Origin of the sequence: Duodenibacillus massiliensis (assembly GCF_928721995.1) — a bacterium.
Taxonomy (GTDB): domain Bacteria; phylum Pseudomonadota; class Gammaproteobacteria; order Burkholderiales; family Burkholderiaceae_F; genus Duodenibacillus; species Duodenibacillus massiliensis.
On sequence record NZ_OV788642.1, the window covers coordinates 1,255,823 to 1,272,270 of the forward strand.

At 56.1% G+C, this 16,448-nt stretch carries 8 protein-coding genes and 1 pseudogene; 2 read left to right on the forward strand and 7 right to left on the reverse strand.

Going from position 1 to position 16,448, the window contains the following annotated elements; genetic code table 11:
* Positions 1-339 precede the first annotated feature (339 nt).
* Positions 340-1,230 carry a metal ABC transporter solute-binding protein, Zn/Mn family gene (locus tag NXF97_RS05735; protein ID WP_274955437.1) on the reverse strand — a complete coding sequence of 297 codons (891 nt, stop codon included), beginning with the start codon at positions 1,228-1,230 and terminating at the stop codon, positions 340-342.
* Positions 1,231-1,345: 115 nt separating this feature from the next.
* Here NXF97_RS05735 and NXF97_RS05740 point away from each other — a divergent pair, with 115 nt between their 5' ends.
* A complete protein-coding gene (locus NXF97_RS05740; RefSeq protein WP_022372428.1) occupies positions 1,346-1,816 on the forward strand; it encodes a Fur family transcriptional regulator in 471 nt (156 codons plus the stop codon).
* Between the two features lie 133 nt (positions 1,817-1,949).
* Here NXF97_RS05740 and rsmI read toward each other — a convergent pair whose 3' ends face one another.
* Complete coding sequence (gene rsmI, locus NXF97_RS05745) at positions 1,950-2,909, reverse strand: 16S rRNA (cytidine(1402)-2'-O)-methyltransferase (protein WP_274955438.1); 960 nt, start codon at positions 2,907-2,909, stop codon at positions 1,950-1,952.
* Between rsmI and NXF97_RS05750 the strand changes: the two genes are divergently transcribed.
* Positions 2,908-4,761, forward strand: a complete 1,854-nt coding sequence (locus NXF97_RS05750; protein ID WP_274955439.1) for a hypothetical protein — start codon at positions 2,908-2,910, stop codon at positions 4,759-4,761. The two genes, rsmI and NXF97_RS05750, sit on opposite strands and share 2 nt — an antisense overlap.
* A 297-nt stretch (positions 4,762-5,058) precedes the next feature.
* Here the strand turns inward: NXF97_RS05750 and NXF97_RS05755 are convergent.
* The 5 genes and pseudogenes from NXF97_RS05755 to NXF97_RS05775 form a co-directional block, all read right to left on the reverse strand.
* A pseudogene (locus NXF97_RS05755) lies at positions 5,059-5,301 on the reverse strand (IS256 family transposase); the annotation flags it as partial.
* 88 nt (positions 5,302-5,389) lie between these two features.
* A complete protein-coding gene (locus NXF97_RS05760) occupies positions 5,390-5,752 on the reverse strand; it encodes a helix-turn-helix domain-containing protein (protein WP_074009614.1) in 363 nt (120 codons plus the stop codon).
* A gap of 310 nt (positions 5,753-6,062) precedes the next feature.
* Positions 6,063-10,433, reverse strand: coding sequence for an autotransporter domain-containing protein (locus tag NXF97_RS05765; protein WP_338031943.1), 4,371 nt, complete (start codon positions 10,431-10,433; stop codon positions 6,063-6,065).
* Between the two features lie 720 nt (positions 10,434-11,153).
* Positions 11,154-11,528 (reverse strand): hypothetical protein, encoded by a 375-nt coding sequence (locus tag NXF97_RS05770; protein ID WP_274955442.1) that lies wholly within the window; start codon positions 11,526-11,528, stop codon positions 11,154-11,156.
* Positions 11,529-11,841: 313 nt separating this feature from the next.
* Positions 11,842-16,230 carry an autotransporter domain-containing protein gene (locus tag NXF97_RS05775; RefSeq protein ID WP_274955443.1) on the reverse strand — a complete coding sequence of 1,463 codons (4,389 nt, stop codon included), beginning with the start codon at positions 16,228-16,230 and terminating at the stop codon, positions 11,842-11,844.
* Positions 16,231-16,448 lie beyond the last annotated feature (218 nt).

Genomic DNA, 16,448 nt, shown 5'->3' on the forward strand with positions numbered 1-16,448 from the left:
ACGCATTTACAGAGCCCATATAGAGTGGCTACTCCTGTGAGTGTCTTAGACCGGTACCTGGGAACAACCATTTGATGTCATAGCGCCTTTGCGGCCGTCGCCAACCTAGCTTTAAAGGCACTTAAAAGTAAGCCGCTGTCCAAAAAAAAGGCTGCGGCTTTTTTGCGGGTACGCCCGCGGTAAAAGCGGCTTACGGCCGTCTCAGACCTGACTCATTCAGGCCCGGATCGAACTTGTTCCATTTTGCAACAAGTTCGATTTCTATTAAAACCCGCTTTTCTTCTATAGGTCTCGTCAAAAGCCCCGCAACGACCGGCATCAGCTTTAAAAAGTGCGGCCCTATTCGTTTAACGCCAGCGCAATTGCCTCAAGATTGGCCTTCATGCGCTCAGCATAGGTTTTGCCGCCTTCAGCCGTCTCCATCGTGTAGATCACCTTCACTTTGGCGCCGGCTTCCTTGGCCAAAGTCCGCGCCACGGCGGGACTCACCATTTCCTCGGTAAAGATCGTCTTCACACCTTCCCGGCGGCAGAGTTTGGCAAGGTCCGCAAGTTTCCGGATCGTGGGTTCGCCCTCGGCAAAAGTGTCTTCAACACTTAACTGCGTAAGCCCGAAATCCCGGCACAGATAGGCAAAGGCCGCATGGCTTGTCACAAACACCCGGCGCTTTGCGCTCTTAAAGCGCGCGGCGTAAGTCGCGGCAAGGGCCTCAAGAGGCTTTTTAAAGGCGGCAAACCGCGCATTAAAGTAAGGAGCGTCCGCGGGCCGCAGCGCTGAAAGCGCCTTACGGATCGCATCCGCCTCGTAAACGGCGCCCGATAGACTTAACCACACATGGGGATCCGTATCCCCGTGCTCGCGGATTTCGCCGGGATCGGTGAGCTTAATCGGCGTAAAACCACGGCTTGCGGTCACAACCTTCAGGCCCGGTGCCGCAGCCGAGGCCGTTTTCTCAGCCCACGGTTCCATCCCGAGGCCGTTTACGACAAAAAGGTCGCTTGCCTTAAGCCGCCCCATCGTGGCAATCGTGGGCGTAAAGCCGTGCGGCTCGGTGTCGGCCGGAATGAGCCCCGAGACCGAGACTTTGTCACCGCCCACAGCTTCAACAAACTCCTTGAGCGCATTAAAAGAAACCGCCACGCGCAACTTTCCGCCGGCAGCCGGTGCCGCAAAAACGCCGGGCGCCACCGCCACGGCCGCAATTGATGCCGCCAAAACACGACGCTGCATTGTTTCGTACCTCCCTAAATACGAAAATGATTTTCAATTTCTGAAATCATAGACCGTTTTCCGGCGCCTGCACGATGACTTACAATCATTTTCAGTTTCAATTGAAGGGGGCTTTATGCCGCGCACGCCGGGTTATGCCACGCGCCAGCGCTCGCTGGTGCTTGAATGTCTCAAAGCGCATGCCGGACAGTATCTGTCGGTGGCTGACATCGCGGCGGATCTCACGAAAAAGGGAAGCCCCGTCGGGGTTACCACGATCTACCGGGCGCTCGAAAAACTCGCTTCCGAAGGCACCGTGCGCCGCTTTGTTCCGGACAGAACGTCGCCCGCTGTCTTTGAGTATCTGGAAAACCCGGCGCAGGCAGAATTTCACGTGCGCTGCAAGGGCTGCGGGAAACTTTTTCACCTGCACTGCAGCGAAATTGCCCGGATGGCTGAGGCGCTTTCCGCGCATTTGTCCGGCGAGCACGGTGTGGCGCTTGACCTGCAGGACACGGTGATTCAGGGCCTTTGCAGTGACTGTCTCACAAAAACGCAGAAACCCGCGCACAGCACCGGGCAGTGTGCCTGCGGACACCACCACTGAGGCCGCACCAAGGCCAATCTGCCCGGACGTTACCGGCCCATAAGCCAGTCAAGCGCATTCAGGCAGACAATGCCGTCACAGTCCGCCGCCGGATTGTTGTCAAGCGTCAGAATGAGTTTGCGCTGGCTGTCCTTCACTTCTCCGCCTTCCCGCTCTCCGCCAAAAGCGCCTTATAGATGAGATCGCGCTTCACCCCCGAAACCTTGGCCGCAAGCGCTGCAGCGCGGCTCAAAGGCAGTTCTGCGGCCGCCGCTCTCACCCACTTCATCACATCATCCGTGAGGACCGCATCACGCCTTTCCGCCTCATCCACGCAGATCACGTATTCGCCGCGCGCTTCGTGCGTCGTAAGCCACGCGGGGATCTCCGAAGCCTTCACCCGCTCAAACGTTTCAAAGCGCTTGGTAACCTCACGCCCCACCACAACGGTGCGCTCAGGCTCTAAAAGAGTGGCGAGGTCAGTGAGCAACTCCTTCACCCGGTGCGGCGCCTCGTAAAGGACAAACGCTTCACCCCGGCCGCACAGCACCGCAAGGTCTGCATGGCGCTGTTTGGCCTGCGGCGCCACAAAGCCGGCAAAGGTAAATCGGTAAGCGTTAAGCCCCGCCGCACTCAGTGCGGTAATGACGGCCGAGCACCCCGGCACCGGAATGACGCGGAAACCCGCTTCCCGCACAGCCGCCACGGCCTTGGCGCCGGGGTCACTCACCGCCGGGGTGCCGGCATCCGTCACCAGGGCAATCCGGGCGCCCTTCTCCAACTCCCGGATAAGGGTTTCGCTCGCCTTCGCTTCATTGTGCTCGTGCACGCTGATTGTTCGTGCGCGGATCCCGTAGCGCTCCAGAAGCTTACGTGTTTCCCGGGTGTCCTCGCAGGCAACGGCGTCCGCGACGCTAAGAATCCATAAGGCGCGTACGGTAATATCTGCGGCATTACCGATCGGAAGCCCTACAATGTAAAGCGCTGCTTTCGGGAAAAGCTGTTCATCCACCCCGGAGGCGCGCACCAGTGCCGTACCGGAAAAAAGTTCCGGCACGGACGCAATCCCTTCCGGTCCCGCTGAATTAACGTTTTCCAAATTTTCAGACGTCATGACGCTGAAACATTCCTTTTTTGTTGGTTTTTGTGCCGCTCTGACGGCGCTCACGGCCTCGGCTCAGACGCCGGTCCCGGCTGCCGCACCTGCAATGACGCCTCAGGTGGCGACCGCTGCCTCAGAGATCGCCCCTGCGCTGCCCTCCGCACCGCAGGCGCCCGTGACGTCTGAGGTTGCCCCCGCCGCTCACGCAACCGCCGCAACGCCCCCGGTGTCCGAAGGCGCCACAGCCGGTGCCGCACCGAACACGGATGCCAATACCGCCCCCGCCGAGCCCCCCGTCAAAATCGCGGTGCTGCTGCCCTCGAAAGACTCAGTCTTCTCGGGCGTCACACAGTCCGCCTTAAACGGTATTGTCGCATCGAATTATGCGGCGGAAAAACCGGCTGAAATTCTTCTGGTGCACCCGGACGCCTCAGGAAACATCGTAAAGCAGGCGCAAAAGGCGGCTGAAGCCGGCGCGGTTGCCGCGATCGGCCCCATTGACCGCACGGCGGTGGAAACTTTGGCCAAACTCAATTACCTGCCGCTTCCGATCGTGACACTGAACCAGATCGAAATCGATAAGGAAGTGCCCTTGACGCCGGAAGAACTTAAGGAGCAGCAGCTCGCGCGTGAAGCAGCGCTTTTAGCCGACGAAGCGCAGCGGGAACTCAATGTCGCCGACACCACAGAAGTGGTGGGAAGCACTGCGGCCGAAGAACCCTCTCAGGAAGTCGATCTCCTTGGTACCGGCAGCATTGCCGCGAAGATCTCGGTCCCCGGCTTTACCGCCGCCGAAGACCTCCCGCCCCCGTCGGTGCGCTACGAGCCCAAGGTCTTTCCGCACCAGTTTTTAATGCTGGGGCTCTCGATGGAAGAAGATGCCCTGTATGTCACCGAACTGGGCTTAAAGGCCCTGCCGCGCCTGACCGAATCGGGTAAGCGTCCCAAAGTGTTACTTATTGACGGCAACAGCCCCCTGGAAAAGCGCATCTCGCAGGCTTTTGAAAAGTCTTTGACGCTTGCGGGCTTTGCGCCGGACCGTCTCACCGTGGACCTTGATGCCTACCGGAGAGTCAACCAGTTCTTCCAGCTCGTGGTTGAACGCGATGAGACAATGCCCGAAGAGGAATTGATTGACCAGGAAGCCGACCCCCAGGGGTGGCGCCAGCAGCAGATCAGGCTCAGGCGCGAAGAAGCCGCGTTGCGTGCGCGCGCCGCCTTGGCTGAACCCCCGTACCACGCGATTTTCTTAGCGCTTGAGTCGCCTACGGCCTCTTTGGTGCGCTCGCGCCTTCCGATGCGCTCGCGCCTTTGGGCGACGTCCGCGGTGAACCCCGGCGACGCCGCGCATGACGCAGACGCCAAGGCCCTCACCTATGACCTCCGTCAGGTGGGACTTGTGGACAGTCCCTTTGTCCTTACCTTTGACCCCGCGGCCTTTGAAGAAAAATATAAGACCGTGGCGCCCAAAACGATGCTCGAGCGCCGGCTCTTTGCCTTGGGGTCCGATGCCCTGACTGTCGCTCTTACGATGGCCAAGGGCAGCATCCGCGAAACGATTGACGGGCTCACGGGGAGGCTCACCTATGACCTCGAGCATTCCCCGGTTGTGCACCGCCGAGGACAGACCGCGATGATCACGGGGGGTGCCATTAACGTGATGCCTGCCGACGAACTCATCGCCTTCCAGGTCGTCACCCACGGCTCAAGGTTAAAGCGCCAGGCCGAGTCCGCACCGGTGAGAAAACCCGGTGACGCACCGGCTCTCGTTCCTGAAACGGGGGACGTGACGAACGGAACCGCCCCCGAAAGTGAAACGCCCGCTGAAGCGCTTGATCTCACAACCCAGGCACTTCCGGAATAACCGGGCCTTAAAGCCCTTTCCGGGCTTCTTTCACCCGTCACGAACCGGTGCGTGCTTTAATCATGCACCGGTTTTTTGCGGCCGTTGAGGGCTGCCGCCGGTTTGACAAGGAACTGATTGAACTTGCGCATCTCGTCAAAAAAGGAGCACAGGACGGTTTTGAAGAGCCGGCCGCGAGGGCGCAAGCGGCCCTTCTCCCGCTTCTTACGACCTTTGAAGCGAGAGCTTCGGCGTTTCTGTCAGAAGAGGCCAAGCAACTGCTCTCCCGCGTTGTTGAAAAGCAGACAGCAGGAGCAACCGCCCCGAGGGTGCACGTTGCGGTGTCCAGCGCGGCCGATTGAGATTTTCGTCTTCCTGTGTCAAATGGTGCTTCAGTTCCCCTTGCAGGGCGGCGTTGATGAAGCGTTGGACTACGATCTTCATCGCTTCGTTGAAATGAGCCTGCGTTAAGGCCGTTAAGCCGCCGGCTTCCATCAGTTGCTCTGCGGCATCGTTCAGAATGGCCTGCTGCTGGTCGGTAAATTTTACGGTGTCGTTTATTTTGGGTGTACGGTGTGCCACGGTGATTCCTTTCGCGCCCTACGGGAGCGCTATTGTCGCCTGGACACAAAAAACCTTACATCCTCGACTATTCGGTCTTGGGGTTCTGAGCGGCCATCACCCACTTGCGGCAGGTAGCCATTTTCACACCGGTCTGCTCAGCAATAGCACGCCAGGATAGACCCTGCGCCCTCAATGCGAGCACCTTTTCGCGCTCTTCCTCGCTGTAGCGCATCTGATTGGCGGCAAGAACCGTGCCGAATCGCCCGGCCTTATAGGCTCTCGCCCAGTCCCGGACGGTATAAGGCGACAAACCCAGAATCTCAGCGGTTTTCTGGTAACCCAGGCCGTGCGCAAACAATTCCGCCGCGTGACGGCGTTTCATGTCCGGCGCAAAGTCCGGCCGGATTCTCACCGGACGGGCAGATTGAGAAACTGTCTGCGTTGTCATTGCCTTTTTCTTCAGAACGCTAAAGGAAAAAGACCCCGCTTCCGACGGGAAACGGGGTTTGAAATTTGCCTGACATGGAGTTTTGATGCCCGGACTCTAAGTCTCGGAGTCCGGATCAACCGGCTCAAGCAAAACCGGGGATTTCCGTTAAGGAAACCACTTCGTACTGCTTATCGCACCAGCTGGAAAAGGGAATTGAGGATCTCACCTGGATGGTTATCCCTTTTTCCCCTCTCCCCTTCGGTGCTCTTCCGGCCGACTCTGTTTCCCGCAGAAGACGGCCGGAAGTCCTGCCATTCAAACCTTGCGGTTAGAACGTGTAGCGGACGTTCGCATTGAGCGAGTTGTTCATGCGGTCGTCGCCGCCGGCCGTGAGACCGTAGTTAAGACCGAAGGTCCACGCACCGTTCTGAGCAGACACGCCGAGCGTGGCCTGAACCGGGTTGGTGTCAACAACACGGGTCGTGTCCTTGACATTGCCGGCGTAGGTCGCGACAGCGTCCTTGTCACCGAAGGTCGGAACAACAGAGAGGTCAAACTGCGGAGCAACCTGCCAGCCAGCCGCGTCAAACGAGCCGGAGAACGTGACGCCCAACGGCAGCTGATAGACCGTCATCTTGTCGTAGTCAGCACCGTAGTTGCTTTCGTCCATGTCGATCGTCGTCAGACGGATGCCGGCGTGCGGCACAACGTTGACGGCACCGGCGGACGCCAGGAACTCAGCACCGAGACCAACCGTGAAGACCTTGGCATCCAACTTCTCGCTCGTAGCGCCGAAGTAGGAGGAAGCGGTCTTCAGATCGTTCTTCGTGACGAGGTAACCCAGGTCGAGCTTCGTGTTGAAGCTGCCGAACTGACGGGAAGCGTAGGCAGACACACCGTAGAAGTCCTGGTCGTTGTCAACCTTCTGGCCGTTGCCGGTGGAGTTGCCGTCGGACGTACCGACGTTGATCGCAAGGCCGAGGATGCTGCCGCAGGTGGCGGTGTAGTCAAAGCCGAGGACCGCACCGTAGATGTCGGCTTCGTAGCCCATGCCGTTACCGAAGAGGCGCTTACCTTCATTCATCGTGCCGAAGACATCAACCCAGGGGGTCACACCGGTTTCGTTACGGGAAACGTTGAGGTTTGCGAGGCTCATACGGCGGTTGAGAACTGCCGTCACCTGGTCGTTCACGTCAAGGGTCGTCGTGAAGGCGCCGCCGAGAACTGCCATATTGGTGGCAGCATGTTCAGCGTTGGTGATCGCCGTCCACTGAGCATTACCGATCTGCTCACCGAGCTGCAGGAATGCAGCCTGCTTACCGGCAGCAAAGGATGTCTCGGGGTCGAACTCTTCAAGTGTCACATGATCGTTAAGCAAACCAGCCGCCTTAGCCTGTTCAAAGAAAGACTTCTTGTATTCCTGATCCCAGGCTTCCCAGTTGTTGTACACGATGGCAGCGATTCCGTTGGTCGGCTTTTCGTAGGAACGAACAGCCTGAACAACAGCGCCGGCCGTGTGCAGACCAGAGGTTTCAACTTCGAGAACAGCTTCTTCATCCGTCACGACAGCGAACGTGCCGTCAGTTGCAACTGTGCCGTCGTTGTAGAAGGCATTGCCGAGCTTAACTGCAGTACCCTCAGCAAAAGCCGTGCCGAGATTGAGAGTTGCACCGGTTTCAGCAATCGTGAGAACCTTGCTGTTGAGGTTCAGAAGATCAACAGAGTACGTAGACTGGTCAGCAGCAACAGTAACTGTTGCATCTGCGGTCTTCAGAATAGCGCCGCTCTTAGCGGTGTAACCGTTAGCAGCCACAGAAGCAAGGTCGATGGCAACAACGTTCTTGCCGTTAGTAGCCGTAGTACCGAACTGCTGGCTCTTATTCAGAGTCGTCTGTTCGCCGACGTAAATCACGTTGTTGTTAGCGGCAGCTGCCTTGTACTGCAGGGCAGCGGCCTCATGCTTCGCACCGAAAACTGTCAGACCACCGTTGAGCGTCTGAGTGGAAGCATTTACCTGCAGGGTCTTGTCCGTTGCGTCAGCCGCAGGAACAGTACCGACAACAGTGGTGCCTTCGTTATTGATACCCTTCGTCAGAACGGCGCGGGTAGTAGCTGCATCCTTCACATCGCCGAGGAAGCGAGCCGTTGCATTCTTCGCAACACTAAAGGCACCATTGAGTTCGACGTCACCCTTGAAGTCAAAGGAACCGGCATCAACACCAGCATCCGTCGTAACTTTCAGGGCATTCGTCACAACACCATGGTCAGCAGCCTTTTCACCAAAGCGGACATGGCTGATATCGATAGTCTTGACGTCCGACGGAACTGCAAGGACTTCACCCTTGGCGTTACCGCGAAGTGTGAACTTATTCTGTTCCGTACCATTAAGCGTCACGTTGGTGAGCTTGGTATTGGCATCCTTGGCGTTAACCGTCAGCTTGCCGATGGTCATTGCCTTCGCACCAGTGTAGGTGTATCCCGTTCCGCTTGCCTTTTCAACAACCTCAGCAGCACCGGCATACCCCTGAACAGCATCCACATCGGCCAGCGTCAGAGGCGTCTTTGCATCTGCTGCAACGAGCGTACCGTTAGCAATCTTGAGGTTTGTAGAACCGGCGGCCGTCTTGATGCTGTTCCACTGAGTTGTCGTGTACTGCAGGCCCTCGTCCGTAACCTCAAAGGAGGAATTTTGCTCGAACTTAACAACGGCATTCTGCTTGGTCGTAGCTTTTCCGTCCGCATAGTCAACCACATTGCCAAGCGTCGTAGCGAGAGTGCCGGTAACACCCAGCTTCTGCTTTTCGCCCGTGATCGTGCCTGTGACTTCAAGTTTTGTACCGGCAGCGACCGTAGCCGTACCGGAAGTACCAACGCTGATGTCCTTCACAGACAGAGAACCGGAAGAGACAGTCATCGTGCCGGAATTAACAGCGGCATTGCCAGCAGTCAGAGAACCGGCACCAAGCTTTTCAAACGTACCGGCATCAACCGTGATGTCACCGGCCTTTGCGGTCTTGGCAACAGTAATGGTCGCAGCACCAGAAGTACTGAAGCCATTGGCAAAAGCCTCTTCACCGGTACTGACTTTGAGATCCTTGTAGGTTGTCTTGGCAACAGTGATGTTCCCGGCCGTAAAGTCACCATTGGCATTGACCGCCAGAGCCTTGGTAACAGTCAGATTTCCAACTGTCAGAGCGGCCTGATCCGCAACGATAACAGTCGTAGCAACACCGGAGTCGGAGGGCGCATTACCATCCTTCACGAGGTTATTCACCGCTTCCTGAACAGCCAGGTCATACTCACCGATACCGCCGGCAATCGTCATCGAGCCGGAGGAAACCGTGAGATTGCCCACAAAGGCGCTCATATCACCGTTGACAACCAAGTCACCGGCACCGGTCTTGGTAATCGTGGAAACGGCACCCGTCTTGGAGTAAGAAGCAATGCTGTCAGCCGTTGCGTCCTTACCGATCGTGAGCGTTGCGCCGTCGGCCACATCAAACGTAGCCGTACCGGATGCACTCGTAGCAGACTGCAGATAGAGGAAGCCGCCCGTCTTGCCGTTGTAACGCTGACCAGCAACAGAATCAGTTGCAGTGCCGGCCTTGTTGCCGGTGTAGGCAACGTCACCCTTCGTCACATTAAACGTGACGTTACCGGTGTTCACACGCAGTGCACCACCGTATTCATACGCTTCATTATTCGTGAAGACGGTATCTTTGAAGGTTGCCGTCTGACCTTGAATGTAGAAAGCGCCGCCGTGGCCCGCTTTGTTGCCGGTAAATTCGGAAGCATCAACGGTAGTAACAGGATTTTTACCGCTCACATAAACAGCACCACCGTGACCGGTCTTGCCTTCCCCAACCACGTTGTTCGTGAACACACTGTTCTTGACCGTGAGTGTGGGATCGTTATCAACTGTGATGGCACCGCCGGCAACCTTCGCCGTATTACCGTCGAAAACAGACTTGTCAATGGTAACCGTGGACTTACTTACACGAAGGGCACCACCACTCTTTTCGGCGCTGTTGCCGGAGAAGGTGCTGCCAGTGATGGTGCCAGTCGACTGGTTACCGATCTGGTAGACACCACCGTCAGCATCAACCTTATTGCCGGTATGAATGGAGTTCTGAATCTTGAAATCTGCCACACCGGAAATAAAACCAACACCACCGCGGGCGGCAGCGTGGTTGTCAGCGAACGTCACACCGTCAATCAAAATGTTCAGATTATCCCCTACCGCGCTGTGGGTGCTGTCAGGAGAAGCCTTTGCCTCAAAAACAGAGCCGCCTTCACCCTTCTTTGCGTTGTCGTCAGCAGCAACAGACAACTTCTTAACATCAAAACCCGAGATCGTTCCGCCAATGATGCTGAAGAGATTCGGCTTCTGTTCCTGAGTTCCCACCGCAGGCTGCGATTCATAAGAAATCGTCACGCCTTCGACCTTAGCTTTTGTGCCGTAGCTGAGATTGTTAAAAACGATTGTTTCCGTCGAAGAAGGACGCACCTGCAGTGCAGCATGGGTTGCTTCCGTTGTGCCAGTCGGCGTAGTCATCGTCATATTGGGCGAAATCAACTCACCATTGCTGGTGGTCGCAGCCATCGCACCGCCGGCGAGCATTGCAGCAGCCGCTGCTGCAGCAATCACCGTCTTTGTGCCCTTGGCCTGAATGGAAGAAGTCGCTTCATTGACGACCATCAGCGCAGAACGCGCCTTGGAGAAGACGACCTTAAAAGACTTTTCATTTAACAAAACTCCGAAAATTTTCGTTTTTCTGCACGGCGCTTTGTGTGCCCCGCGCACCCCCGCCTATCGAGGCGGTACACCCGCAGAATAAGAATTCCTTCGCTTGTCTACTGGGGGGGGGTATTCCCTTATATTTTTCAGCAGTTTTGAGCGAAATTTTTTGTTTCTGTTGTTTTTCAGCAACAATTCGGATGATTTTCACCTCAGATTTTCGGAAAAAAGAATTTTTACGGGTGCTCAGAACACGGGGTAACAGATCTTCTCTGTGACATGTACCACTCACCCGAAAAAATTCCGAAAAGAAGCTGTCACAACGCCGATCTGTGCGCAATCATGAAACCAGCACGGTGCCCTCCGCTCTCCGGCTCGCTGCACACGCTGACCGGCACAGCCATCTTTCAGAGAGAAACACTTAACGCCCAAGGCGGCACAACGCACGCTTACAACGAAACGATTCATCAGTGACAGCGGCGCAGTCGGCTCTGTTAACGGCACAGCACTTTCGTCAGCACGACCGGGACCGGCGCCACTAGCGGCGGGAGTGTCTTTCCCGACAGATTTGTATGATGGCAACAGCCTGCTGTCGAACAAACAACCGGCAGAAAGAGAAAAACCGGGCAGAACAAAGGAACATCGCAAACGGACCACAAAAAGTTTTCAACCCCTGGACCGTCAGGATTCCATCTTCTCTTCTGCTTCGATACTCTGCTTAGCCACCCACTTACGGCAGGTGGACATATTGACGCCCGTCTTTTCCTCAATCTTGCGCCAGGAAAGCCCCTTCGCGCGCAACGTGAGCACACGCAGGCGGATGTATTTCGGGTGCTGCTTCTGGTTGGCGGGAATCTCCACCGTAAAACGCCCTGCGCGCCATGCTCTCGCCCAGTCGCGGACCGTGTAAGGCGCCAGTTCCAGAATCGCGGCGGCCTTCGTGTAACCGTAACCGTGCTCAAAAAGATCCACTGCCCAGCGGCGCTTTTCTTCACTCGCGCACCCCGGTTTTCGTTCCGTGGCTTTTCTGTGCTCTGCTTCTTCTTTTGTCCTCATGGCCGTATGCCGGAGAAAGAAATCGGTTAAAAAAGACCCCGCTTCCGATCCGGGAAACGGGGTTTGAAACTTGCCTGACATGGAGTTTTGATATCCGGTCTCTAAGTCTCGGAGACCGAATCAACCGGCTCAAGCAAAACCGGGGATTTCCGTGAAGGAAACCGCTTTGTATTGCTCATGCACCGTCGGGAGACGGGAGACGAATCCGCCTCATGGTGAGTCAGAATTTCTCCCCTCTCCTAACCGGTGCTCTTCCGGCCGAATCTCGTTCCCGCAGAAACCGGCCGGAAGGTCTGACGTTCAAACCTCTCGGTTAGAACGTGTAGCGGACGTTGGCGTTGAACGAGTGGTTCTGACGTTCGTCGCTGCCGGCACCGAGCGTGTAGTTGATGCCGAACGTGAAGGCGTCCTTCTGAGCAGAAAGGCCCAGGGTTGCCTGCACAGGCGAGCTGTCAACAACGCGGGTGATGACTTCGGTCGTCAGACCGTTGTACTTCGTCGTAGCATCCTTGTCGCCGAAGGCGGGCACCACAGAGAGGTCAAACGTCGGGGCGAGGTTCCAGCCGCTCGTCTCGAAGGCACCCGAGAAGGTCACACCCAAGGGAGCCTGGAAGACGTTCAACTTATCGTCGTCCGTACCGAAGAGACCGTCACGGCCTTCCACATCAAGGCGCGTGTAACGGATGCCGGCGTGCGGCGTCACGTTGACGATACCCACCGTGGTCGGCAGTTCCACACCGAAGCCGAACGTGAAGGCCTTGGCCTTAACGTCGCTACTCCAGTTGCCCATGCTGTTGGCCGCAGAGATGTCGCTCTTGGTCTGCATGTAGCCGAGGTCGAACTTGGAGTTCACGATCGGGCAGCGCTTGTTGCCGTAGACAGAGAAGCCCACGAAGTCAACGTCGTTGTCAATCGAGGTGGCCGTACCCTTGGAGCCGCCGGAACCGGTACCGACCGTAAGAGCCGCACCGAGCGTGGCGTCATACTGAGCAAACGTGTAGTCGCCGCCCAGGACACCGCCGTAGAGGTCGAGGTCATAGCCGGAGTTACCGTAGAGCTTCTTGGCCTGGTTCGACGTACCGATGACATCAGCCCAGAGGGTGAAGCCTTCGGCACGGTTAAGGCCGTTTGCAACCGTCATGCGGCGGTCGAGGGCCTTATTGAACTGTTCGCCGGCGTCAAGCGCTGCGTTGTACGCACCGCCCAGTACCGCGGAGTTCGAACCTTCTTCCAGAGCCTGAGAAGCCGCCTTGATTTCACCGAGGCTCGTCATGCCGTTAACGGCCTGCGAGAACTGGGTGAGCATGGCGATCTGAGCGTCCGACGAAGCGGCATCAAAGAGATGCTCATCGTAGATGCGCTGCATGTCCTTGTTGAGGAAGAAGCCGGGCATGACTTCTTCGGCGTTCTGGACCTTCACCTGAGCCGTGCCGTTAACAACCTTACCATCGAGCATAGCGTCGCCGACAGTCAGTCTGTTCTCCTCGTTACCTTCCGTAAACAGAGCCAGAGAACCGATACCGGTCTTGGCGTCCCACGTCAGAGACTTGCCGGAAACATTCGCGAGGCCGATTTCGCCGGAGACAGTACCGCCGCGGACAATTGCCTTGTTGTTGCCAAGCTGATCCTTTTCAACAACGATGGAACCCATGTCAAAGACTGTCAACCCGGTCATTGCCGCCGTACCAGCTGCTACATTCACGTTCGTGGCAATCAGAGTCGCCGAGTCGACATGTTTAATATCGCTGAAAGGATCAGCGGTGTGATCAACGTAGTCGTAGGTGTACTGGTTGTCTGCCATGAACTTCGTGAGGACAGAGTCGTCAGTCGTACCCACAACCAGCTGCGTGGCAGTGCCAGCGGTGCGAGTCACCGTGCCGAGTGTTGTCGCGGCATCAGTCTTGCTCGTAGCTTCAGCCAGGCGGAAGTACTTGGCAACCTTAGCCTTGGTGTGCTTGTCGTCAACATGAGAGCCGGTAAGCGTGACACCAGCCTGAGCGCCGGTGGCAAGACTTTCAACCGTCAATACACCGTTACCGTCAACGGTCACAACACCACCTTCACCAGCCAGGGACTTCAGCGTCAGATTGGCATTTTCTGCCACAGTGGCGGAACCCTGTGCTGTCGTCTTCAGGGACTTGACAGTGAAAACACCGTTATTAACAGTCATCGAACCACTGGTCAAGGTCACTTTGGCGTTGAGGTTACCGTAACGCTGTGCTGCACCGGCAGTGTCATCGCCCAACACGAACTTACCACCGTTTTGAACCGTAACAGCCGTCGGAACAACCTTCTTGGTGGTTGTATCCGTGTATTCATAGGCCTGGATCAGTTCCTTAGCGGTATCCGTCAAAGAGCCGTAAAGGGTCAGCATCTTGCCATCAACCGTCACATTGGCATTCGTGGCACCGGTAGACGGAGCCGTTGTTTCGAAAATCAACGACTGAACACCGAGATTATGCGCAAAACCAGCCGCACCACCAACCGTCAGGGCAGAAGCCAGCGTCGTCGACTTATCTGTATTGACCTTGGCGTCAATATTCTTCAGATGAACATCACCGGCCAGCGTGGAAATGTTGAACGACGGAGATGTTGCCTTATCGTCACGCAGGAACAGTTCCGTGTATTCCTTACCCGTGCTATCGGTAATGGCCGTCACAGCAAAGGCCGCACCGGAAGCCTTCTCATTGATACGCGTCTGCAGATCAACGATCTGATCAGAGGACAGCTTCTCATCCGTCACCGTGATCGACAAGCTCGTATTCTGTGTAGACAGCCCCAAAGCCTTGTTGAGCAGTTTTTTCTTAGCAGCCTCATCAGTAACCGTCGAATCCTGATTTGCAAGTAACAAAGCAGAGGCTGCTTCGAGTTTGCCTGCTGTCAGCTTCACTGCACCAGTTTCGGTCCCAATATCAGCAGTGCTACCCAATGTCAGCGTACCCTGCGTCAGTTCAACGAGTCCGGTCTTAGTCGAGCCCGCAGCAACAACCTTGCCGTTGACCGTCGCAGCTGCCGTAGCACCAGCAATCGTCAGAGAACCGGAGTTTGCAGTCAGTGTGCCGTCAATCGTGACGGAACCATCCTGCACATTGACTTTGCCCGTTGCTTCCTTGGCAAAAGAAACATTCTGCAGGGTAACCTTCGCATCAGTACCGCTGACAGAGAAGTGGCCGGTGCTGTCCTTGGCAAAAACGGTATCACCCGTCACAACAACAGCACCCGAGTCAACGACAGAAACATTACCGCTCTTGTTAAGGTTGAGAGCACCGATCGTCACGCTGGACTTATCCCCGGAAACTGTCAGCGTGGCATCACCGGCATAGCCCTGCACCGTCACGGAATCAGCCTGCATCGTACCGGAAACGGTCAGAGCAGCATCAGTTGCCGTACCAATCAGGACACTACCAGCCGTTAAGCTGCCGGAGACGGTATTGCCAGCCGTACCGATGGTCAGGTCATATACAGGATCCGTTGCAGCTGCAACAGCCGGCGTATCAGCCGCCTTGTTAACAGTGAGATCACCGTCAACAGTCAGCGTGCCCTGAGAAACCGTCATCTTGGAGGCAGTGGCAGCACCGGAAGCATTAACAGCGAGACTCGTGCCCGCACCACTAACAGCGACTTCGCCGAGGTCAGCTGTTGCATAGCCGCCCACAGTGAACGTACCGCTCTTGATGTTGAGCTTGCCAGTAGCGAAAGAAGCGGCTTTCTTAGCAGTGCCGTTAACGGTCACATTGCCGTTAAGCAGAACCGACTCCGAAACAACATTGTTTGCAGCATCAGCCGTGGTACGAGCAGCACCAACCATCACGGAGTCAAATTTCACATTACCTGTGAATTCGGAAGCACCAATAACGTCCAGCTTGCCACTGTTGCCGGTCCCCTGGGTGTAGTCAGAAGCAAACGTAACCTTCGGGTTGGTTTGACCTGTAGCCTGAATAGTCAGGGCACCTTCGTTAGCAAACGTGGCATTGGTCACGTTGACATTGGCACCCTTAATGGTGGCGGAAATATCCTTGTCTACCTTCACAGCAAGAACCGAAGCCGCCTGGTCGGTAGTGGCGGCCTGACCAAGAGTCACGTCACCGGTCGATTCCAGGCTCAGAGCACCATAAGTTTTAGCCTGAGTGCTACCCTCAGCAGAAGCTGCGGCTGCCTTAGTAGTGGCATTCGGATTTGCCAAGAAGTTGAGTTGGCCGCCGATAAGATCAGCATTCCCTGTTGTGGTGATTTTTGCGGTTGCGGCGGCACTTGAGGCCGCATTACCAGCCGTAACATTCACAACACCTGTGCTCTTTAAAGAGGCAATACCAAGTGTTGCTCCGACGTCTCCTCCAGTAGAACCTTCCGCAAGCTTAACGCCTACATTGAGCGTTCCATCAAGAATCACTTTGCTCGCGGCAACAAGCTCTGCGTTTTGCTGTGCCGTTATCCACGCACTGGTGGCGGTATCCCAGATCTGGTTACCCTTGGATGTTGTGGTCACACCAACCAGAGAGTGAGTGACACCGGTGCCGATGTAAACATTATTATCAACACCTTTTGCCGGCTGAGCAGCCACAGCACCGCCCGCGATCATTGCAGCAGCGGCTGCAGCGATCACTGTCTTTGTGCCCTTGGCCTGAATGGAAGAAGTCGCTTCATTGACGACCATCAGCGCGGAACGCGCCTTGGAGAAGACGACCTTAAAAGACTTGTTCATTTACAAAACTCCGAAAATTTTCGTTTTTTCTGCACCCGTCATGCGACCGGTACATCCCCGCCTATCGAGGCGGTACACCTGCAGAATAAGAATTTTCCGTTTGTCTACTGGGGGGGGGTATTCCCTTATAAAAAACTGGTGTTTTCAGCGAATATTTTTAAATTTTGTTGTTTTTCTACAACAAATTCTCGGTTTTCAAACTGAATCCGTCCGGCCCC

Bases quoted from the DNA above. Each gene is read 5' to 3' on its own strand.
- NXF97_RS05735 (WP_274955437.1), bottom strand. From the start codon at position 1,230: ATGCAGCGTCGTGTTTTGGCGGCATCAATTGCGGCCGTGGCGGTGGCG.
- NXF97_RS05740 (WP_022372428.1), top strand. From the start codon at position 1,346: ATGCCGCGCACGCCGGGTTATGCCACGCGCCAGCGCTCGCTGGTGCTT.
- NXF97_RS05750 (WP_274955439.1), top strand. From the start codon at position 2,908: ATGACGCTGAAACATTCCTTTTTTGTTGGTTTTTGTGCCGCTCTGACG.
- rsmI (WP_274955438.1), bottom strand. From the start codon at position 2,909: ATGACGTCTGAAAATTTGGAAAACGTTAATTCAGCGGGACCGGAAGGG.
- NXF97_RS05760 (WP_074009614.1), bottom strand. From the start codon at position 5,752: ATGACAACGCAGACAGTTTCTCAATCTGCCCGTCCGGTGAGAATCCGG.
- NXF97_RS05765 (WP_338031943.1), bottom strand. From the start codon at position 10,433: ATGGTCGTCAATGAAGCGACTTCTTCCATTCAGGCCAAGGGCACAAAG.
- NXF97_RS05770 (WP_274955442.1), bottom strand. From the start codon at position 11,528: ATGAGGACAAAAGAAGAAGCAGAGCACAGAAAAGCCACGGAACGAAAA.
- NXF97_RS05775 (WP_274955443.1), bottom strand. From the start codon at position 16,230: ATGAACAAGTCTTTTAAGGTCGTCTTCTCCAAGGCGCGTTCCGCGCTG.